The organism is Roseateles amylovorans (genome assembly GCF_025398155.2).
GTDB lineage: Bacteria > Pseudomonadota > Gammaproteobacteria > Burkholderiales > Burkholderiaceae_C > Roseateles > Roseateles amylovorans.
The window spans coordinates 403,657-423,754 of the sequence record NZ_CP104562.2; the positions used below are offsets into that span (position 1 = coordinate 403,657).

Genomic DNA, 20,098 nt, shown 5'->3' on the forward strand with positions numbered 1-20,098 from the left:
GAGACCCTGCCGCCGTGCCAGCGCCCTGTGAAAAGCCCGTTCCTCTGCATCCGTTTCATTCTAGGGACGGGCGCGCTCATCGCCGTTCGCTTCTCGTCGCTCGTCGCTCGTTGTCCGTGTCTCGGTGACCGTTCACGGGCCATCCCTGGCACGTCGATTGCCGTCGAAGCGCGTCGATTGGTTGGCTGTGCGACGGCGATGTCGTTGTTGCAAGGCCTGCACCCCGGTGTGACGGAACGGACCGTCACCGCCGGAGGGCGCCGATCATGCCGACCGCGTTGCGCCGCTGAGTGCACCGGTCGAGCCCTTTGAACCGGCCTCGGCCTTTCAGGAGATTCCGTGACGTTGTTGACCCGCCATTCGCCCGCTGCAGCCGTCGGCGCGCGACCTCTCCTGTCGAGCCTCTTCTTGCCGACCCTGCCGACCCTGCCGCTGTGCGGCGCTGCGCTGGCGCTGGTCTCGGTGCTGGGACTGCCCTCGGCCGCCCGTGCGCAGTCCAGCATCCTCCCGCCCGGTGGGCCGGGGGACTGCACCCGCATCGACGATCCCGCCGCGCGCCTGAGCTGCTATGACCGCATGCACAGCCGCCCGGCCGATCCGGCGCCCCCGGCCAGTACCTCCGCGGCCCGCCCCGCCGTCCCGACGGACGGCACCGCCCGTCGCCTGACCGCCGCGCCAGTGCCCGCAGCGGCGGCCAGCGCGCCGGAGGATCCGTGCAGCCGACTGCCCGAGGCCGCCGGCAGCGCTCGCAGCTATCTGGGCTCGACCCTTTCCGAGCGCTGGGAACTGACCTGTCGCGACCAACTCCCCGCGTTCCTGCCACGTCCCTACAAGCCGGTGTACCTGTTGCCGGTCTCGTGGACCTCCCGGGCCAATCGCGATCCGCGGGGCTCCGAGTCGCCGGACAACGGCGTGGTGAATGCGCTGGACCTGGACAAGAACGAAGCCAAGTTCCAGGTCAGCCTCAAGTCCAAGATCTGGTCGATGGATGACTTCGGCACCTTCGCCGTCTGGGGCGCCTACACCCAGAGCTCGCGCTGGCAGGTCTACAACGGCCGCAGCTCGCGCCCCTTCCGCGAGACCAACTATGAGCCGGAGGTGATCCTGACCCACGGCATGGATGTGGGCCTGCCGTTCGGATGGAAGGCCCGCATGGCCAGCGTGAGCTTCAACCACCAGTCCAACGGACGGGCCCAGCCGCTGTCGCGCAGCTGGAACCGGGTGATTGGCGAACTCAACCTGGAACGGGGCGAAACCACCGTCAGCCTGCGGCCCTGGTGGCGCATCGAAGATGGGACCGACGACAACCCCGGCATCAAGGACTACATGGGTCGGGGCGAACTGCTGGTCACCCAGAAATGGGGCCAGCATGTCGTGACCCTGCAGGGCCGGCACAGCCTGCGCTCGGGCGACCGATCCCGCGGATCGGCGCAACTGGAATGGGCCTTCCCGATCGGCGCCGGTCTGCACGGCTATGCGCAGCTGTTCCATGGTTATGGCGAAAGCCTGATCGACTACAACTTCCGCGAAACCCGGATCGGGCTGGGCGTGTCGGTCATCGAATGGCGTTGAGCCGTGCTGTGGCCAATGTCACGGCCGGTCAAGGTTTCCCCCGCGACTCGGGGGAATGCGCCGTGGCGGCCTGACAGCGGTTTCAACGCCTTTCGATGAATATGGCGCATCCATCGGGCGCCGCCGGATGGCGCTCCGGCGACAGCCGCACTAGGCTGGGCGGATGTCGGATGTTTCCAAAAGCAACGTCGGGCCGGACGGCTGCGTGCTCTGGGTGGTGGATTACCGCCTGGACGGTCGCGCCCGTCAATGGTTCCGCGCGCTTCCCCCCGTGCTCGGGGCGGAGGCGATGCGGGCGTTGATGCTGGAAGAGCTGGAGGAGCTCTACGGCCCCCGCGCCGAACTGCTGGACCTGCGCCCCGCCAGCCTGGAGGAGCGCCGCGCCTTCCTGCGCGGGGAGCTGTCGCGTCCGACGTCCGGCACCGATCGTCCTGATGCCTGACCGCCCTGGCAGCCTGACGCCTGAAGCCTCATCCCATCGCGCGCCCGGGTGCTGAGCGGCTCAATCCTCGTCCGGATCGTCCAGCGATTCGTTGAACCTCAGGCGGTTGCCGAAGGGATCGAGCAGGGTCAGCAGCTTGGCATTCCAGGGCGCGATCTCCACCGAAGGGTTGAGAAACCGGTAGTTCTTGGCCTGGAGTTCCGCATGCAGCGCGTCGACATCGCGCACCTGCAGCAGCACGGCGGAGCCCGGGGTGGCATCGCCGTGGTGCTCGGTCAGATGCAGGCACATCGTGCCGCGTGAGACCTGCAGGTACAGCGGCATGCCGTCATCAAAACGATGCTCCCAATCCACGGTGCAGCCCAGGTAGTCCAGATAGAACTCGCGGGCCTTGGCCACGTCGAAGATGCGCAGGATCGGGATGGTTTGTTCAACCTCGAAAGCCATGGTCGGTGTCCTGTGACAGGCTGGAGACGGTCGTCCGCCAAGCGCCCGTTGCCGTGAGCCGGTCGGGGTCGGGAACGTGTGCCGGGGCAGTGTAGTGAACCGCAGGCCGCGCGCATTCCGTCACAAGCGTCGCCCCGAGTGGAAAGAGTTCCGTCCGGTTACCGATCAGGATGACGGGCGACGCGACAATCGCGCCGCCTTCCATCGCGGATCCGCTGGGCCGGGCCGGGAACCGAGCCCTTCTGGGTCTGCATGCGCGCGCCGAGCCACTGACTGCCTTCCACCCACTGCCCTGCGGCCGCCCGCCGCGACGCCCCGCGTTTTCGCCTGAACGCGCCCCTCCCGCCACTGCCCCCGCCTTCATGTCCTCCCCGACCCCCCGCCTCTTCGCCCTGGCCTGGCCGCTGTTCCTGGAGCTGTGCCTGGGCATTGCCGTCGGGGTGATCGGCACCATGCTGGCGGCCCGGATCTCCGATCCGGCCGGCGCCGCCTTCGCCCTGGCCAACCAACTGGCCGCCACGCTGTTCATCCTGTTCCGGATCATCGGGGCGGGCATCAGCGTGGTGATCACCCAGGCGCTGGGCAGCGGGCGGCGTGCGGTGGCCGATGCGACCGCCCGGGCGGCGCTCGGCGCCAGCAGCTGGCTGGGCGGCATCACGGCGGTGATGGCGGTGGTGTTCGCCGGGCCGTTGCTGCGTTTGATGAATGCACCGGACAGCGTGCTGCCGCTGTCCCAGCCGTTCCTGATGGCCCTGGCGCCGGCCTTGATGCTGGATGCCTGGAATGCGTCGATGGCCAGCGTGATGCGCGCTCATCTGCGCAGCCGCGACACCTTGATGGTGCTGGTGGTGATGCAGATCGCCCAGCTGACGCTGTCCCTGCTGCTGATGCCGCACCTGGGCCTGCCCGGCTTTGCGGTGGCGTTGGCGCTCAGCCGCAGCCTGGGTCTGGGCCTGCACCTGTGGCTGTGGAAGGAGCGCCTCGGCCTGCGCCCGCACCGCAGCGACTGGTGGCGACTGCCGAAGGCGGAACTGGCCGGCGTGCTGCACATCGGTCTGCCCGGTGCGGCGGAGAACATTGCCTACCGACTCGCCTACATGGTGAGCATTGCCGTGGCCGGTCATCTGGGCGCCTCCGCACTGGCGGCCCACAGCTACACCTCGCAGCTGATGTATTTCGTGCTGCTGCCCGGCCTGGCCACCGGTTTCGCGGCGGAGATCGTGGTGGGCCATCTGATCGGCGCCGGGCAATTGCATGAGGCGCATCGGCTGGTGCGCAAGGCGCTCGGACGCGGCCTGGCCATCAGCGTCGTCGTGGCCGGTCTGGCCGCGCTGGCCTCGCCCTGGTTGCTGCGGATGTTCACCCAGGATCCGACCATCATCAGCACCGCCGTCGTGCTGATGGGCCTGACCGTCATCCTGGAGCCGGGCCGCACCTTCAACCTGGTGGTGATCAACGCGCTGCGTGCGGCCGGCGATGCGCGCTATCCGGTGATGGTGGGGGCGGGCTCGATGCTGGTGGTGCTGGCCGGCGGCAGTTGGCTGCTGGGCGAGGTATTGGGCCTGGGCCTGGTCGGCGTCTGGATCGCCTACGCGGCGGATGAATGGATCCGCGGCCTGCTCATGTGGCGCCGTTGGGCGCGCCTGGGCTGGGTGCCGCAAGCCCGCGCGGTGCACCGTCGGCTGCGTCGCGCCGCCCACGCGGCCTGAGTCTCGACGCCGGACAAGGTCGGCCTGGGGGCGACGCGACGGCGGCGTCCCTGCTTCTGGATGTCGACTGGCTGTCGACCCGATGGCGATTCGATGGTGACTTGACGCTGGCCTGATGGCTGCCTGGCTGCGGCCTGATCGCGACGGAACCGCCCGGCGTCGCTCCGCCGCGCCCGGCCGGTCCGCCCTCTATGATCGCGCCCGCTATGGCCTATCTCTTCAAGCGCCTGGGCTTGCTGCTGCTGACCCTGCTGGCCGCTTCCGCGCTGATCTTTGCGGCGCTGGACTGGCTGCCCGGCAATGCCGCCCAGCTCATCATGGGTCCGGAGGCGCCGCCCGAGGCGGTGGCGGCCCTGGCGCGTCAATTGGGCCTGGACCAACCGGCCTGGCAGCGCTATGGCGCCTGGCTGGCCGGCTTGGCGCGCGGGGACCTGGGGCTGTCGTATGCCTACGGTGCCCCGGTGAGCGATCTGATCGCCGAACGTCTGGCGGTGACGCTGCCGCTGGCGCTGCTGGCCATGGGCATGGCGGTGCTGGTGGCGCTGGCGGCCGGCTGGTGGGCCGCCAGCCAGCAGGGCCGCGCGGGCGACCACCTGGTGATGGGACTGACGCAGCTCGGCCTGGCGCTGCCGAGCTTCTGGTTCGGCATGCTGCTGGTGATGCTGTTTGCGGTGAAGCTGCAATGGGTGGATGCCGGTGGCTTTCCCGGCTGGCGCGAGGACCTGGGCGGCGGCCTGTGGCCGGGGCTGCGGGCCTTGCTGCTCCCGGCGGTGTCGCTGGCCCTGGTGCAGGCGGCCATCCTGGCGCGGGTCGCGCGGTCGGCATTGCTGGACATCTCCCGCGAGGACTTCATGCGCAGCGCCCGCGCCAAGGGGCTGACGCGTCGAGGCGCGCTGTGGCGCCACGGGCTGCGTCATGCGGCGCTGCCGCTGCTCACGCTGGGCGGTCTTCAATTCGCCAACCTGCTGGCGGGCACCATCGTGATCGAGAACGTCTTCACCCTGCCGGGCCTGGGGCGCCTGATGGCCCAGGCGATTGCCAACCGCGACCTGATCGTGGTGCGCAACGGGGTGATGCTGCTGGCCGCGCTGGTGCTGATCATCAACGTCGTCGTGGACCTGTTGCACGGCTGGATCGACCCGCGGCTGCGCACGCGGACCCGCGAATGAGCGGCCCGAAAGCCCGCCGCCGGTGGGCGCCTCCCCGCGTTCCGATGCCCTGTCTTCGTCCGTGGCGCAGGAGGCTGTCCGCATGAAACGCACCGGATTCTGGATCGGCGCGGTGCTCACCGGTGCGCTGTTGGCGGTGGCACTGCTGTCACTGGCCTGGACGCCGTGGCCGCCCGAAGCGATCGACATGTCCCGCCGCCTCGCGCCCGCCAGCGCCGCACACTGGCTCGGTTGCGACCAGTTGGGACGGGATGTGCTGAGCCGCCTGATGGCCGGCGCCCGCAGCGCCTGGCTGGTCGGCCTGGTGGCGGTCGGACTGGGCCTGGTCGGCGGAACGATGCTGGGCCTTTTGGCCGCCGCCCGTCGGGGCTGGACCGAGGCCGTGATCCTGCGCGCGGCGGACCTGGGTTATGCCTTCCCGGCATTGCTGCTGGCCATCTTGCTGGCGGCGGCGCTCGGGCCGGGCATGACGATCGCGATGGTCGCGATCGGGCTGCATGCAGTGCCGTCCTTCGCGCGGCTGGTCAATGGCAGCGCCAAGAGCTGGTGGGCGCGCGACTTCGTGCTGGCAGCCCGGGTGGCGGGGCAGGGACCGCTGTCGATCACGGTGCGCCATGTGCTGCCGCAACTGATGCCGCTGCTGATCGTGCAGGGCACCACCCATTTCGCGCTGGCGATCCTGGCGGAGGCGGGACTCTCCTACCTCGGGCTGGGGACGCAACCGCCGCAGGCGAGTTGGGGCCGCTTGCTGGCCGAGGCCCAAACCCTGATGTTCGAGGCGCCGCAGCTGGCCATCGCGCCCGGTGTGGCCATCACCCTCGCGGTGCTGGGCCTTAACCTGCTCGGGGATGGCCTGCGCGATCGACTCGATCCCAAGGAGCAGCCGCGATGACCGATGCCCGTGACAGGGCCGATCAGCCCGCGAATCTGACCGCCAATACGACCGCCCATCCGTTCGCCCGTCCGCCCGCCGCTGCGACGCCCGCCGGTGCGTCCGCACCTGCCGTCGCCCGTGCGGGCCTCCCGCCGACACCACCGACGATGACGGCGGCAGCGCCGCTGTTGCGGGTGCGCGATCTGCAGGTCTGGCTGCCGGGCCGCGGCGGCACCCGGCTGCATGCCTTGCGCGGCGTGGATCTGGACCTGGAGGCCGGCGACAGCCTGGCGCTGATCGGCGAATCCGGCAGCGGCAAGACGCTGACCGCGCTCGCCCTGATGGGCCTGCTGCCCGATGGCGCGGCGGTGAGCGGCGAGATCGACCTGCAGGGGCAGTCGCTGCGGTCGTTGGATGAGGCGGGCTGGTGCGCGGTCCGCGGTCGTCGTCTGGCCATGGTGTTCCAGGAACCGCTGACGGCGCTTAATCCGCTGCAGCGGGTGCTGGCGCAGGTGATGGAGCCGATCCGGCTGCATGGCCTGGCGCCCGATCGCGACACCGCGCGCCAGCGTGCGCTGTCGCTGCTGGACCGGGTGGGCCTGGACGAACGCCAGGCGCGCGCCTATCCGCATGAGCTGTCCGGCGGGCAACGTCAGCGCGCCTTGATCGCGATGGCATTGGCCGCCGAGCCCGCGCTGCTGATCGCCGACGAACCCACCACCGCGCTCGATGCGCGCCTGCGTCTGCAGGTGCTGGACCTGCTTCAAGCACTGGTGGCCGAGCGTGGCATGGGGCTGTTGCTGATCTCGCATGACTTGGCACTCACCGCGCGCCGGGTGCGCCGCCTGGGCATCCTCTACGGCGGTCGGCTGATGGAGCAAGGCCCGGCGGCCGCGCTGCTTGCGCAGCCTCGCCATCCCTACACCCAGGCACTCTGGGCCGCCCGCCCGCGGCTGGGGGCCGGTCGGGACCAGCCACTGCATCCCTTGCCCGGCAACGTGCCGGCGCTCGATCAGCTCGGCCCGGGCTGTCCGTTCGCCCCCCGTTGTCCCCTGGTGCAGCCGCGCTGCGTGGCGCAAGCGCCGGTCTGGAACGGTCAGCTCGCCTGCTGGGAGGTGGCGGGATGACGGGACCGATGACGCCATCGACGACATCCCCCGATGCCGCGAGCCACGACCACGACCACGACCCGGCTGCGCAGTCCGCCACCAGCCCTGCGGGCTCGCCGGAGCGGCCGCATCCGCCCGTCATGTCGACCCCGGCGTTGATCGAGGTGCAGGGGTTGGGCCAGCGCTATGCCGGGCGCTCGGTGCTGCGCGACGTCAGCTTCCGGCTGCAGCCGGGCGAGTCCCTCGGGGTGATCGGTGAATCCGGCGCCGGCAAGAGCACGCTGGCCCGGCTGGTGATGGGCCTGGAGCGACCGTCGGCCGGCGAGGTGCGCTGGTCGGGCCTGGCGGTGCAGGCACTGTCCGCGAAGGAACGGCGTGCGCTGCGGGCGCAGGTGCAGATGGTGTTCCAGGATCCCTACGGCTCGCTCGACCCGCGCTGGCGCGTGGGGCGCAGTGTGATGGAGCCGCTGGACGCCTTGTCGATGGGCGAGGCCCAACGCCAGCAGCGGCTGGCGGAGGTGCTGGCGGCGGTCGGGATGGAGATCGATGCGGCGATGCGTTTCCCGCACCAGTTCTCCGGCGGGCAGCGGCAGCGACTGGCCATTGCCCGGGCGCTGACCACGAAGCCGCGCCTGATCGTGGCGGACGAGCCGCTGTCGGCCCTCGATGTGTCGGTGCAGGCGCAGATTCTGTCGCTGCTGCGCGACCTGCAACAACGCGAGGGCATCAGCCTGGTGCTGGTGAGTCATGACCTGGCGGCGGTGGAGGTGCTCTGCGATCAAGCGCTGGTGCTGCGCGACGGTGCGGTGCTGGAGCAGGGCGCCACCGCGCAGGTGCTGGGCGAACCGCAGCATCCCTACACCCGTTCGCTGCTGGCGGCTTTGGCATGATCCGCCCCATGGACAGACGCCGCTTTGCGTTGGGGGCCGCGGGTGCGGCCGTCGGCGCCACCCTCACTTCCCTGACCCTTCCCGTTGACGCCCAACCCGCGTCGCAGCGGCCGCTGGTGCTGGGCATGACCCTGGAACCGCCGGGCCTGGACCCGACCACCGGTGCCGCCTCGGCCATCGCGGAGGTGGTGCTCTACAACGTGCTGGAGCCGCTGACCAAGGTGGCCCAGGACGGCAGCGCCTTGCCCTTGCTGGCCACCCGCTGGCAGGTGTCCGCTGACCAGCGCACCTGGACCTTCTCGCTGCGCCGCGGCGTTCGTTTCCACAACGGCGAGGCGTTTGACGCTGCGGCGGTGAAGTTCAGTTTCGAGCGTGCCGGAGCCGAAGGCAGCCTCAACAAGGACCGTCGGGTCTTCAGCAACATCACGGCCATCAGCGCGCCGGATCCGCTCACCGTGGTGCTCACCCTGCGTCTGCCCGAACCCGAGCTCCCCGCGCTGCTGGCGCAGGCGCCTGCGGTGATCGTCGAGCCCAAGAGCGCCGCAGGCAATGCCCAGACGCCGGTCGGCACCGGGCCGTATCGGGTGGCCCAATGGCAGCGCGGGGCGAGCCTGACGCTGGTGGCCTGGCCCGGCTTCCGCGAGCCGGCCTCGATCCGGCTGCCGCGGGTGCAGTTCCGTTTCATCGGGGAGCCGTCCGCCCAGGTGGCGGCGCTGCTGGCCGGCGATGTGGATGCTTTCCCGCGGGTGGCCGCCGCCCGGGCCATGGCCCAGTTCAAGGCCCAGCCGCAGCGGTTTCAGGTGATCACGGCGTCGTCGCGCGCCAAAACCATCCTGGCGATCAACCACCAGCGGGCGCCGCTGGGGGATGTCCGGGTGCGGCGCGCCATCGCGATGGCGCTGGACCGCAAGGCCATCATCCAGGCCAGTGCGGACGGCTATGGCGTGCCGATCGGCAGCTATGTGACGCCGGATGCACCTGGCTATGTGGACTGCACGTCGATCAACGCCTACCACCCCGCTGCCGCCCGTGCGCTGCTGCAGGAGGCCAAGGCGGTCGGACAGAGCCTGACCTTGAAGCTGCCCCCGGTGCCGTATGCGCGTCAGGGCGGTGAACTGATCGCCGCACAGCTCGGCGCCATCGGCCTGACGATCCGGATCGAGCACATCGAATGGGCGCAATGGCTGTCGAGCGTCTATGGCAACAAGGCCTATGACCTGACGCTGATTGCGCATGTGGAGCCGCACGACTTCGGCAATTTCGCCCGCGCCGGTTATTACTGGGGCTATCAGAACCCCGAGTTCAATGCACTTTATGAACGGATGCAGGCCAGCGCGGATCCGGCGACCCGGCTGGCGCTGTTCGCCGAGGCGCAGCGTCTGGTGGCCCAGGACGCGGTGGCCGGCTTCCTCTACCAGCCGCAATGGATCACGGTGGCGCGCGCCAACCTGCGCGGGCTGTGGACCCGCACCCCGCTGTTTGCGAACGACTTGTCGGCCCTGAGCTGGGCCTGAGCCGGCGGGCGGTCCGCGGTTCGATCTGCGTTCGGCTGTGGCGCCGTCACATCAGCGGCGGCCCCCTCGTTCCGGGGGCTGGATGACGGCTTGTCGGGCCGGTGATGCCGGTCATCCCCTTCGCGGGCATATCCTCTACAGTGAGGCTTCCGGGCGGTGCTAGCGTGCTCGGTTCGGAGGAGCCGGAGACCCGCATGCCGTTTGATTTGCACTTTCCCGATACCTTGCAGCCGTTCCTGATTCCGCTGCTCTTCGCTGTTCCGCTGGCGCTGCTGGTCTGGATCATCATTGGCCGTCGTGGCGATGCCCATGATGTCGGCGTGCCACCGCGCACGCCCTCGGCCACGCCGCCCGGCGGCGCCCCGGTGGGAGGCCCGCGTCCTGCCGCGCCCCCGCGCGCCGCGGCCTTCGCGGCCGGTGTCGACGAGCGGCTGCCGGTGCTGGTGGTGGACGACTCCGCCGTGGTGCGCGCCAAGCTGCTGAAGCTCTTCAATGACGTGGGCTACGAGGTCATCGCTGCGCGCGACGGTGTCGAGGCGCTGGAGATGATGGCCCATCGCCGCTTCGGTGTCCTGGTCACCGACCTGGAAATGCCCAACATGGACGGCTTCCAGCTGATCCAGGCGGTGCAGGGCGCGATGGAGACGGAAGACCTCCCCATCATCGCCATCACCGGCCATGAGGAGCTGCATGCGCGGCTCCATCAGATCCAGGGCCTCTACGGCATGTTCCAGAAGCCCTGGAATGACCGCGAAATGCTCAGGCGGGTGGAAGCGCTGGCCCAGTTGCGCCGGATCCACCCATGACCGCAGCGGGCCGGCCGCGCGGTGTCGTGCGGCGGTGGCTGCGACGCGGTGCAGTCGGCCTGGTGGTCCTGCTGGCCGTGGCGGCCGGCGCGATCACCTGGCATGTGCGCGCCAAGCTGCCCCAGCGCACCGGTGAGCTGACGCTGGCCGGCTTGAACGCACCAGTTCAGGTCCGTTACGACGAGTGGGGCGTGCCCCACATCGAGGCCCGCAACGAGGACGATCTCTACCGCGCGCTCGGCTATCTGCATGCGCAGGACCGGTTGTTCCAGATGGAGATGCTGCGTCGCCTGGCGCGCGGCGAGCTGGCCGAGATCCTCGGCCCCCGTTTGCTGGAGACCGACCGGCTGTTCCGCACCCTGGGCATTCGGGAGCGTGCCGATCAACTGGCGGCCGCCGGTGGCGCGCTGAATGCGCAGCCCGCCGCGGCGCAGGCCTTGCGGGCGTATCTGGAGGGCGTGAACCAGTACCAGGCGACCCGGCCGGCGCCGCTGGAGTTCGAGATCCTCGGCATTCCGAAGCGCCCCTTCAGCGCCGCCGACACCCTCAGCATCGCCGGCTACCTGGCCTACAGCTTTGCCGCCGCCTTCCGCACCGAGCCGGCCTTGACGGCGATCCGGGACCAGCTCGGCCCGGATTACCTGCGCATCTTCGAACTCGACTGGAAGCCCGGCGGCGAACTGCAGGCGGGGCTGCCGTCCTCGCCTTCCTCGCTGTCCGCGCCGCGCGGTTTGGCGATGTCCACCCTGCCGACCCTGGCCCGCCTGGCCGCGGCCAGCGAGCGGGCGTCCGCCCTGGCGGGCCTGCCGCAGTTCGAAGGCAGCAATGCCTGGGTGGTGGCCGGCAGCCGCACCGCCAGCGGCAAGCCGCTGCTGGCCGGCGATCCGCACATCGCCTATTCGGCCCCGGCCGTGTGGTGGGAGGCGCATCTGAAGACGCCGTCGTTCGAGCTCTATGGACACCATCTGGCGCTCAATCCGATGGCGCTGCTGGGCCACAACGAGCGCTTCGGCTGGAGCCTCACGATGTTCCAGAACGACGACATCGACCTGATCGCCGAGAAACTGAACCCGGCCAATCCGAATGAAGTGTGGCTGGCCAATCCGGCTGACGCTGCCGATCCGGCCGGCGGCCGCTGGGTGGCCCTGACCTCGCGCCAGGAGATCATCAAGGTCAAGGGCCAGCCGGACCAAGTGCTGACACTGCGCCGCTCGCCGCACGGTCCGATCATCAACGATGCCGTCCCCGGCGATCGGGGTGAGCGTCCGATCGCCATGTGGTGGGCCTTCCTGGAGACCGACAACCCGGTGCTGCAGGCCTTCTACCAACTGGGCCGCGCCGACACGCTGCCCAAGGCCCGCGAAGCCGCCAGCCTGATCCACGCGCCCGGCCTGAACATCGTCTGGGCCAATGCCGGCGGCGACATCGCCTGGTGGGCGGCGGCCCGGCTGCCGATCCGGCCGGACGGCGTGAACCCCAGCTTCCTGCTCGACGGCAGCACCCACGAGGCGGACAAGCTCGGCTTCCGGCCCTTCAGCGACAACCCGCAGGAGGAGAACCCGGCGCGCGGCTACATCGTGTCGGCCAACTTCCAGCCCGAGTCGCGGGTACCCGTGCCGGGCTACTACAACCTGGGCGAGCGGGGCCGTCGACTCGACGGGCTGTTGAACCAGGGTCGGCGCTGGGACCTGACCAACAGCCAGGCGCTGCAGCTGGATGTGCAGACCGACTACGGTCCGCGGGTGCTACGGCCGCTGATCCCGCTGCTGCGGCTGGCGGCCTCCGGCGAGGAGCAATCGCTGGTCGAGGCCCTGGCGCGCTGGAATGGCGCGTACCGCAGCGACGGCCTGGCGCCGGTGCTGTTCCAGCAGTTCCTCACCGAGTTGCTGCGGGCGACGATGAAGGACGAACTCGGCGATCTGCAGTTCGACAACCTGCGGCGCACCCGGGCGCTGGACCATGCGCTCCCGCGACTGGTGGCCGATTCGGAGGCGCCCTGGTGGGACAACCGTGCCACGCCGCAGCGCGAGACGCAGGCGGAAATCGTCCGTCAGGCCTGGAAGGCGGCGGTGGCCCACCTGCAGCGATCGGTGGATCCGGACAGCAACCAATGGCGCTGGGCGGGTGTGCACACGCTCACCCATGAGCACCCGCTGGGCAAGCAGGCCCCGCTGGATCGGCTGTTCAACGTCGGCCCGTTCCCGGTGCCGGGCGGCCATGAAGTGCCGAACAATTTCGCCCAGCGTGGCGGCGATGCGCCCTGGACGGTGGCCTACGGTCCGTCGACCCGGCGCCTGATCGACTTTGCCCTGCCGCAGGAGGCGCTGGGCATCAATCCGGTCGGCCAGAGCGGCGTCTGGCCGGATCGCCATTACAGCGACCAGGCGGAGATGCTGGCGCAGGGCCGGTATCGACGGGCGTGGCTGAGCGACGGCGACATCCAGACCCACAGCCAGGGGCGGCTGGTCCTGAAACCCTGAGCGGACAGGCGATGGATCGGCGGGCGGGTGCTCGGGCGCCGCCGGTCGGGCTCAATACCAGGGTGTCGGCAGGGCTTCGGTCTCGATGGCCCGGCGCAGGGCGGGGCGCTCGGCCATGCGATCGAGGAAGGCGCCCAAAGCCGGGCGCTGCCGCGCCGGCTGCGCGAAGTTGCGGGTCCAGCGGCACAGCATGAAGGCGAAAGCGTCCAGCACGCTGTAGCGCTCGCCCAGCACCCACGGGCCGCCATGGCGCTCGAACTCGGCGGCCAGCAGGTCCAATTGCGCGCTGGCACGCAGTTCGGCCTGTTGCTTCACTTCAGCCGCGCCGCTGGTATTGCCGGGCGCGACCCAGCGGTCCGGGTAGTAGTAGGCGATCACCGTCGGCTGCAGGGTGTTGGTCAGCCACATCAACCATTTGTAGGCCTGGGCGCGTTCCGGCGTGCCCAGCGGCGGCATGAGGCCGGCGTCGGCGTGGCGGTCCGCCAGATGCAGCAGGATGGCGGCGCATTCGAACAGCACCAGGTCACCGTCCCGCAGGGCGGGCAGCAGGCCATTGGGATTGATCGCCAGGAAGGCGGGCGACTTGTGCTCGTCGCGGTTGCGGTCGACCAACTGGAGCTGGAAGGGCACGCCCAACTCCTGCAGGACGATGTGGGGCGCCATGCTGGCGTTGCTGGGGTAGTAGTAGAGCTGGATCATGGGCGGGGCGGAGGCAGGACCGACACGGGATTCAACAGGGCGTTGCGACCAAAGGCGGCAGCGCGGGCGGATCATCGCACCGGCGCGCCTCGGACGGATTGGCGACGCGCGGCGGGTGTGCGCTTCGCCGCGCAATGGTTCTTTACCCGGCCGAAACCGCCCTCCGTAGACGGGGTCGGCATCGAGGGCGTTGAATGGGCACCTGGACAGCACGTCCGCCATCAGGCGATCCGATCATGAACACGTTACGTTGGCTGATTCCCGTCGCGCTGGCCTTGGGCTCGGCGCTGGCCGCGGCCCAGGGCCATGGCCCCGGAGGTCACGGTGGTCCCCGGCACGGGCCGGGGCCGGGGTTCGCGTTCGATGCGCGTTATCACCATGACCATTACTACCCGGCACCGGGCTACGTCTCGCGCGGCCTGCCCAGCGGGGCGGTCTTCGTCAGCGGGCGGTACTGGTACCACGGCGGCGTCTGGTATCGGCCGTATGGACCGAGCTACCGGGTCATCGTGCCGCCGGTGGGCGTGGTCATTCCGGTACTGCCGTCGGCCTATGTGACGCTGCGCATCGGCGGGCTGCCCTACTACTACGCGAATGGCGTGTACTACACGACCGCGGTCAGCGAACCCGGTTATGTCGTGGTGGCGCCGCCGCCGAATGCGCAGACGGTGCAACCGGCGGTGGTCAGTGCCACGCCGCCACGGCCTGATCCGATCATCTATCCGCGGAACGGGCAGAGCACGACCCAGACCGAGGCCGATCGCCAGGAATGCAACCGCTGGGCCACCACCCAGCCCAGCGCGATGAACGACGCGAGCGTCTTCAACCGCGCGGTCGAGGCCTGCATGGACGGCCGCGGCTACATCATGCGCTGAGCCACTCGGTCGTTACAGGACGCAGCCCACCTCCGCACCGCTGCTCGGCGCGGCGCTGCTGATCTGCACGCCATAGCGCTCGGCCGTCATGTGCGCCAGGATGGACAGCGCGATCTCGGGCGGCGTCCGGGCGCCGATGTGCAGGCCGACCGGACCATGCAGCCGTGCGAGCTGGGCCTCGGTGAGGTCGAAGTGTTCCTGCAACCGGGCGCGCCGCTTGGCCTGATTGACCCGCGAGCCAATCGCGCCGACATAGAAGGCCGGACTGCGCAGCGCCTCCATCAGGGCCAGGTCGTCGAGCTTGGGATCATGGGTGAGTGCCACGACAGCGGTGTGGCCGTCGGGCTGCAGCCGCTGCACCACGTCATCGGGCATGTCGCGGGTCAGCGGGGCGGCGATCAGCGTCCACGGGTAGTCGTCCCGCGGGTCGCAGACCTCAACCTGGTAGTCCAGCGCCAAGGCCATCTGCGCCAAGTACTGGCTGAGCTGGCCCGCACCGATGATCAGCAGCCGCCATTGCGGGCCGTGGTGGGTGATGAGCCGGTGCGCGTCCAGCACCAGCCGGTCGGCACCATCGCGCGAATGAGCGGGCGGCTCGGCCAGCGTCACCACGCTGGTGGCCAGGTCCAGCGTGCGCAGCACGCGTTCGCCCCGCGTCAGGCGTTCCAGCAGCGCGGCGATGGCCGACTGCGGGCCGATCGGCTCCAGCATCAGCTCCAGCGTCCCGCCGCAGGGCAGTCCGAAGCGCTGCGCGGCTTCCGCGCCGACACCGTAGCGGATCAGCTCGGGCCGTTGCAGGGTGAGCGCGCCTTCGCGAATTTTCGCGATCAGGTCGTCCTCGATGCAGCCGCCCGAGACCGAGCCGGTGATCGTGCCGTCGCCCCGGACCGCGACCACCGATCCCACCGGCCGAGGCGCCGAGCCCCAGGTGCGGGTGATGGTGCCCAGCACCACGCGCTGGTCAGCGTCCAGCCATTGCTGCACCTGACGCAGCACTTGCAGATCCATGTTGTCCATGGGAGCGGACCATATCGAAATCCGGATCGGTCTGCACGGCGTCAGGGATCACAATCCAGCCCATGACCACGCTGACCCTGAACGACGACCTCATCCTGCCGGTCTCCCAAGCCCGCGCCTGGGCAGCGCTGCAGGATCTGACGCTGCTCCGGGACAGCCTGCCGCACGGCATCACCCTGGACCCCGGCGCCTCGCCCCGCAGCTATGCGCTCTCGATGCCGGCCTTCCAGGGACAGCTGACGGTGCTCGACACCGCCGCCCCGCGCCAGGTGCGGCTGCGCTTCGACGGCCATGGCGACGCGCTCGGATCCACCGAAGGCCAGGTGCAGCTGCGGCTCGAATTGCTGGGCGAGCATCGCACCTTGCTGCATGTCGCCCTGGTGTTGCAGACCCAGCGCGAGCCCTCGTCCTTCCGTCTGAAGACCATCCAGGCGCTGGATGGCCATCTGAAACGCCTGGCGGAGGCGGTCATGCGGCGTCATCCCTCCGACCGGCCGCCCCCGGTGAAGGCCGCGCCCAAACCCTGGCCGCAGCGGCTGGTGGATTGGTATCTGAGCTGGTTCGCCGCGATCTTCAACGGCACCCTCTATCCGCCCCCCAAGCCGCGCACGCGTTCGCAGAAGCCGCCTCGCTGACGCGCCCGTTGGCAGGCCCGCTGACGCACCCGCTGCCGCGCCGGGGCGAAGGTTCCGACGGCCGGACTGGTGGCTCGGCTCACACGCGCTTACGGGCTTTACCTGCCGACCCCCCGCAAACGGGCGCACAGCGGCCTGTGGACGGCAGTTTCGAGGCCCTGCCGACTAGAATCGCGCCTGTCTGACGGCCACCTGCGGGTGGCCGCTGCTTTTGATGGCTGCCATCGCCTTGCCGGGCTGCAGCCGTCGGAGCCGCTGCGCTGGTAGCGCCGACCGTGCGGGATCTCGCGCCGGAAGCCCCGGAACGTGCGCCCGAGCACCCGAACGCCTCGATGCGTTCGAGAACCCGAAGAAGTCTTTCAGTCTGTCGCTGCTCGCGCAGCGTTGTTCTTTGCCCATGGCCGCCGTCCGTCTGTTCCCGCTTGATGCCCTGCGTGCACTCGCCGCTCAACTGATCGTCCTTCACCATCTGTCCGTCTACGGTCCGATCGCCGAAGCGATGCATGCGCTGTTTCCGCTGCTGACGGGCTGGTTCTACGACTACGGCCGCATGGCGGTGCAGATCTTCCTGGTGCTGGGCGGCTACCTGAGCGCGCGTGCCCTGTCGGCCCAGGAATCGCAGCTCCACCGTTCGGCGCCGGCCTTGCTGGCTCAGCGCTACTGGCGGCTGGTGCCGCCATTCATGGCCGCCGTGATGCTCACCTTGGCCGCCTCCTGGTTGGTCAAGCCGCTGCTGCCTGAGCTGGTGCCCGAGCAGGTGAACCTGCTTCAGCTGATCGCGCATGCGCTGCTGCTGCATGACCTGCTGCAAGTGGAGGCGCTCACCGTGGGCGCCTGGTATGTGGCGATCGACTTCCAGCTCTTTGCCCTGCTGCTGCTGGTGATGTGGGGCCTGCGTCGGCTGCCGCTGAGCCTGGGCATGCGGCAGCGGCTGGCGCCGGCGCTGGTCGGCCTGCTGTGTGCCGCGTCGCTGCTGATGTTCAATCGCATGGGCGAGCTGGACGCCTACGGCATCTATTTCTTCGGCGCCTATGGGCTGGGCGCGCTGCTGTTCTGGAGCCAGTCGTGGTCCGCACGCCGTCGGTGGCTGACCTGGTCGTTGCTGGGCAGCATGCTGGCGGCCGCACTGGCGATCCAGTTCCGTGAGCGGCTGGTGGTGGCCGCGATGACGGTCATCGTGGTCGCGGCCTGGCGACACGGCGGCGGCCCGGCCTGGTTCCAGGCGCGACTGCAAGGTCTGGCGCGCCATGCCTATGCGCTGTTCCTGGTGCATTTCCCGGTCTGCCTGCTGGTCAACGCCCTGTACGAGCACCGGGCCGAAAGTCCGGCCCCGATGCTGGATGTGCTGGCTCCGCTGGCCTTGATTGCGGCCTGGGGGCTGAGCAATGTGGCCGCCGTGCCCTTCTACCGCTGGATCGAGGCGCCGCTGATGCGCTGGCGCCCGGCGGCGGCGGTGCTTCCGCGCGGCGCAGCGATTCGCTGATCACGCCTTGGACGCGCCGATGGGCCGACCCGCTGCCGGTGCGGTAAGTGGCGCTCCGGCCGCGGGTGTGGCCAACGGCCGCCGCTCTGGACGACGGTACTGCCCTCACGACTTGTGGCGGACAGAGCGCCCCGACCGTGTGGCGTCGCCCCGCCTCGAATCGACTCAGGCCAGGTTCTCGCGCGCGTTGTCGAGCCGCTGCAGGTCGGCCAGGGTCTTGCCCGGTTCATCGCGGAAGCGCTCTTCCAGCATGTCCAACTGCTGCACCCGGTCGACCCGGAAGCTGCGGAAGTCCTCGCGCAGCTCGCACCAGGCGGAGAAAGTCCAGACCGGCCCCCAGAAGAAGCAGGCCAGCGGACGCACGATGCGGGTGGTGGTCTGATCGTTCAGATCGAGGTAGTGCAGGCGCAGCTTGTTGCGGGACTCGGTGGCCTGGCGCAGCTCGGTCAGCCGGGTGCGGGTGGCGTCGTCCAGGCCGCGCTGCGGGGCATAGACCGTCAGGCTCTCCGCCGCGGCGCGCGCCGTGCCCGGCAGCACCGCCAGGATCTTGCTCAGCGCTTCCTCCGCCCGCTGGCCCAGCACCGCGTCCAACTGCGATTGCGCCAGTCGCACGGCGGCGACCAGCGACTGCGCCTCTTCCGAACTGAACATCAGCGGCGGCAGTTCAAAGCCAACCCGCATGCGGTAGCCGACGCCCGCTTCGCCGTCGATCGGCACGCCCTGTTGCTGCAGCGCGGCCACATCGCGATACACGGTGCGGATGGAGACTTCCAGCCGCTGGGACAGGAAGTCGGCGGTGGTCAGGCGGCGTCCACGAATCAACTGGACGATCTGGAACAAACGGTCGGCGCGGCGCATAGCGGCATTGTCGACGAAGGACATGACCTGTCCCGGTAGTCATCGAAGCTAGGATGTGCCGCATGAATGCCGAATTGCCTCATGTCCTGATCGTGGGTTGCGGCTTCGGTGGCCTGGAGGCCACCAAAGTGCTGGACGGCGCGCCGGTGCGCGTGACGCTGATCGACCGCAGCAACCACCACCTGTTCCAGCCGCTGCTCTACCAGGTGGCCACCGCCGGCCTGTCGGCGCCCGCCATCGCCGCGCCGATCCGGCACATGCGGCGCCACCAGCGCAATCTCACGGTGCTGATGGCGGAGGTCGAGCACATCGACAAGGCCCAGCGGCGGGTGCGTCTGTCCGATGGCCAGGAACTCGGCTATGACCATCTGATCGTGGCCGCGGGCGCGACCCACAGCTACTTCGGCAACGACCAGTGGCAGGACCACGCGCCGGGACTGAAGACCCTGGCGGATGCCTTCAAGCTGCGGGCGCGGCTGTTGAGCGCCTTCGAGCGCGCCGAGACGCTGCCCGACGAGGCCAGCCGCGCACCGTGGCTGAACTTCATCGTGATCGGCGGCGGACCGACCGGTGTCGAGATGGCCGGCACGCTGGCCGAGATCGCGCGCCACACCCTGCGCGACGAGTTCCGACGCATCGATCCCAGCCGTGCGCAGGTGCTGCTGATCGAGGGCTCGGACCGGGTGCTGGCGGCCTTCAAGCCGGCGCAGTCGGCCCAGGCGCGGGCGCAACTGGAGCGGCTCGGGGTGCAGGTGCGGGTGAATTGCCGGGTGGTCGGCATCGACGAGCACGGTGTGGACCTGCAGACCGCGGACGGCGGGCGCGAACGCATTGCCTCCCGTACCAAGGTCTGGGCCGCAGGGGTGGCCGCGTCGCCGCTGGCGCGCACACTGGACGTGCCGCTGGACCGCGCCGGCCGGGTGGTGGTGGATGAGCACATGAACATTCCGGGGCATCCCGAGGTGTTCGTGGTGGGCGACATGGCTGCAGCGCAGAGCCTCGAAAAGGACGGCAGCCGCAAGCCGGTGCCCGGGGTCAGCCCCGGCGCCAAGCAGGCGGGGCGCCATGCCGCCAAGCAGATCCTGGCCCGGATGAACGGCCGATCGGAACGGCCGTTCCGCTACATGGATTACGGCTCGCTGGCCACCATCGGTCGGAAGGCGGCGGTGGCGGACCTCGGGACGGTCCAGTTCAGCGGCCTCTCGGCCTGGCTGTTCTGGCTGTTCGTGCACGTCTATTTTCTGATCGGATTTCGCAATCGGGTGCGGGTGTTTGCCGACTGGGCCTGGGCGTACTTCACCTTCCAGCGCCACGCGCGGATCGTGGTCGAACCGCAGACGCCGCACGATCCGCCGGATGTCTTTTGAGCGACGTATCCTGAACGGCGCCTCCTGATCGACGCCTCCTGACCCTCTGTTTGACGCACGCGGATCGACCGCACCTAGCGATGTGCCGAGGTGCGGTCTAGCACTCGGATGCCGGCCCGCATCTGTGCGGCCTGCGCCGGTGTTGTCCCCGT

General features: G+C 69.7%; 17 protein-coding genes and 2 pseudogenes. 15 read left to right on the top strand and 4 right to left on the bottom strand.

Going from position 1 to position 20,098, the window contains the following annotated elements; translation table 11 throughout:
• Positions 1-339: 339 nt before the first annotated feature.
• A complete protein-coding gene (locus N4261_RS01765; RefSeq protein WP_261758524.1) occupies positions 340-1,572 on the top strand; it encodes a phospholipase A in 1,233 nt (410 codons plus the stop codon).
• Between the two features lie 163 nt (positions 1,573-1,735).
• On the top strand, positions 1,736-2,014 hold the full coding sequence (locus N4261_RS01770) for a hypothetical protein (protein ID WP_261758525.1): 279 nt from the start codon (positions 1,736-1,738) through the stop codon (positions 2,012-2,014).
• A 60-nt stretch (positions 2,015-2,074) separates the two neighbouring features.
• Here the strand turns inward: N4261_RS01770 and N4261_RS01775 are convergent, their stop codons facing one another.
• Positions 2,075-2,461 carry a VOC family protein gene (locus N4261_RS01775; protein ID WP_261758526.1) on the bottom strand — a complete coding sequence of 129 codons (387 nt, stop codon included), beginning with the start codon at positions 2,459-2,461 and terminating at the stop codon, positions 2,075-2,077.
• Positions 2,462-2,823: 362 nt separating this feature from the next.
• On the opposite strand from N4261_RS01775, the gene N4261_RS01780 reads away from it, so the two are divergent.
• From N4261_RS01780 to N4261_RS01815, 8 genes are all read left to right on the top strand, one after another.
• Complete coding sequence (locus N4261_RS01780) at positions 2,824-4,170, top strand: MATE family efflux transporter (protein WP_261758527.1); 1,347 nt, start codon at positions 2,824-2,826, stop codon at positions 4,168-4,170.
• 191 nt (positions 4,171-4,361) lie between these two features.
• Positions 4,362-5,339 carry an ABC transporter permease gene (locus tag N4261_RS01785; protein WP_261758528.1) on the top strand — a complete coding sequence of 326 codons (978 nt, stop codon included), beginning with the start codon at positions 4,362-4,364 and terminating at the stop codon, positions 5,337-5,339.
• Between the two features lie 82 nt (positions 5,340-5,421).
• Positions 5,422-6,231 carry an ABC transporter permease gene (locus N4261_RS01790; protein ID WP_261758529.1) on the top strand — a complete coding sequence of 270 codons (810 nt, stop codon included), beginning with the start codon at positions 5,422-5,424 and terminating at the stop codon, positions 6,229-6,231.
• A complete protein-coding gene (locus N4261_RS01795) occupies positions 6,228-7,340 on the top strand; it encodes an ABC transporter ATP-binding protein (protein ID WP_261758530.1) in 1,113 nt (370 codons plus the stop codon). Before N4261_RS01790 ends, N4261_RS01795 begins: the two co-directional genes overlap by 4 nt.
• Positions 7,337-8,212, top strand: a complete 876-nt coding sequence (locus N4261_RS01800; protein ID WP_435531995.1) for an ABC transporter ATP-binding protein — start codon at positions 7,337-7,339, stop codon at positions 8,210-8,212. The genes N4261_RS01795 and N4261_RS01800 overlap by 4 nt, the downstream gene beginning before the upstream one ends.
• Positions 8,213-8,220: 8 nt before the next feature.
• Entirely contained in the window at positions 8,221-9,726 is a 1,506-nt protein-coding gene (locus N4261_RS01805; protein ID WP_261758531.1) for an ABC transporter substrate-binding protein, read from the top strand.
• Between the two features lie 194 nt (positions 9,727-9,920).
• The gene (locus N4261_RS01810; RefSeq protein ID WP_261758532.1) at positions 9,921-10,532 is read left to right on the top strand and encodes a response regulator; all 612 of its coding nucleotides are present in this window, start codon (positions 9,921-9,923) and stop codon (positions 10,530-10,532) included.
• Positions 10,529-13,012, top strand: coding sequence for a penicillin acylase family protein (locus N4261_RS01815; protein ID WP_261758533.1), 2,484 nt, complete (start codon positions 10,529-10,531; stop codon positions 13,010-13,012). The genes N4261_RS01810 and N4261_RS01815 overlap by 4 nt, the downstream gene beginning before the upstream one ends.
• 51 nt (positions 13,013-13,063) lie before the next feature.
• Here N4261_RS01815 and N4261_RS01820 read toward each other — a convergent pair whose 3' ends face one another.
• Positions 13,064-13,711 (bottom strand): glutathione S-transferase family protein, encoded by a 648-nt coding sequence (locus tag N4261_RS01820; RefSeq protein ID WP_261758534.1) that lies wholly within the window; start codon positions 13,709-13,711, stop codon positions 13,064-13,066.
• A 236-nt stretch (positions 13,712-13,947) separates the two neighbouring features.
• Here N4261_RS01820 and N4261_RS26200 point away from each other — a divergent pair.
• Positions 13,948-14,064: pseudogene (locus N4261_RS26200) on the top strand (RcnB family protein); the annotation flags it as partial.
• 27 nt (positions 14,065-14,091) lie between these two features.
• Positions 14,092-14,586, top strand: a pseudogene (locus N4261_RS01825) (DUF6515 family protein); the annotation flags it as partial.
• A gap of 12 nt (positions 14,587-14,598) precedes the next feature.
• On the opposite strand, the gene N4261_RS01830 reads toward N4261_RS01825, so the two are convergent.
• Positions 14,599-15,603 (bottom strand): XdhC family protein, encoded by a 1,005-nt coding sequence (locus tag N4261_RS01830; RefSeq protein WP_261758536.1) that lies wholly within the window; start codon positions 15,601-15,603, stop codon positions 14,599-14,601.
• Positions 15,604-15,665: 62 nt separating this feature from the next.
• Here N4261_RS01830 and N4261_RS01835 point away from each other — a divergent pair, with 62 nt between their 5' ends.
• Positions 15,666-16,238, top strand: coding sequence for an SRPBCC family protein (locus N4261_RS01835; RefSeq protein WP_261758537.1), 573 nt, complete (start codon positions 15,666-15,668; stop codon positions 16,236-16,238).
• A gap of 397 nt (positions 16,239-16,635) precedes the next feature.
• Entirely contained in the window at positions 16,636-17,721 is a 1,086-nt protein-coding gene (locus N4261_RS01840) for an acyltransferase family protein (protein ID WP_261758538.1), read from the top strand.
• 165 nt (positions 17,722-17,886) lie between these two features.
• Here the strand turns inward: N4261_RS01840 and N4261_RS01845 are convergent, their stop codons facing one another.
• Positions 17,887-18,579 carry a helix-turn-helix transcriptional regulator gene (locus N4261_RS01845; RefSeq protein WP_261760872.1) on the bottom strand — a complete coding sequence of 231 codons (693 nt, stop codon included), beginning with the start codon at positions 18,577-18,579 and terminating at the stop codon, positions 17,887-17,889.
• A 62-nt stretch (positions 18,580-18,641) separates the two neighbouring features.
• Between N4261_RS01845 and N4261_RS01850 the strand changes: the two genes are divergently transcribed.
• The gene (locus N4261_RS01850) at positions 18,642-19,946 is read left to right on the top strand and encodes an NAD(P)/FAD-dependent oxidoreductase (protein ID WP_261758539.1); all 1,305 of its coding nucleotides are present in this window, start codon (positions 18,642-18,644) and stop codon (positions 19,944-19,946) included.
• The last annotated feature ends 152 nt before the right edge of the window (positions 19,947-20,098 follow it).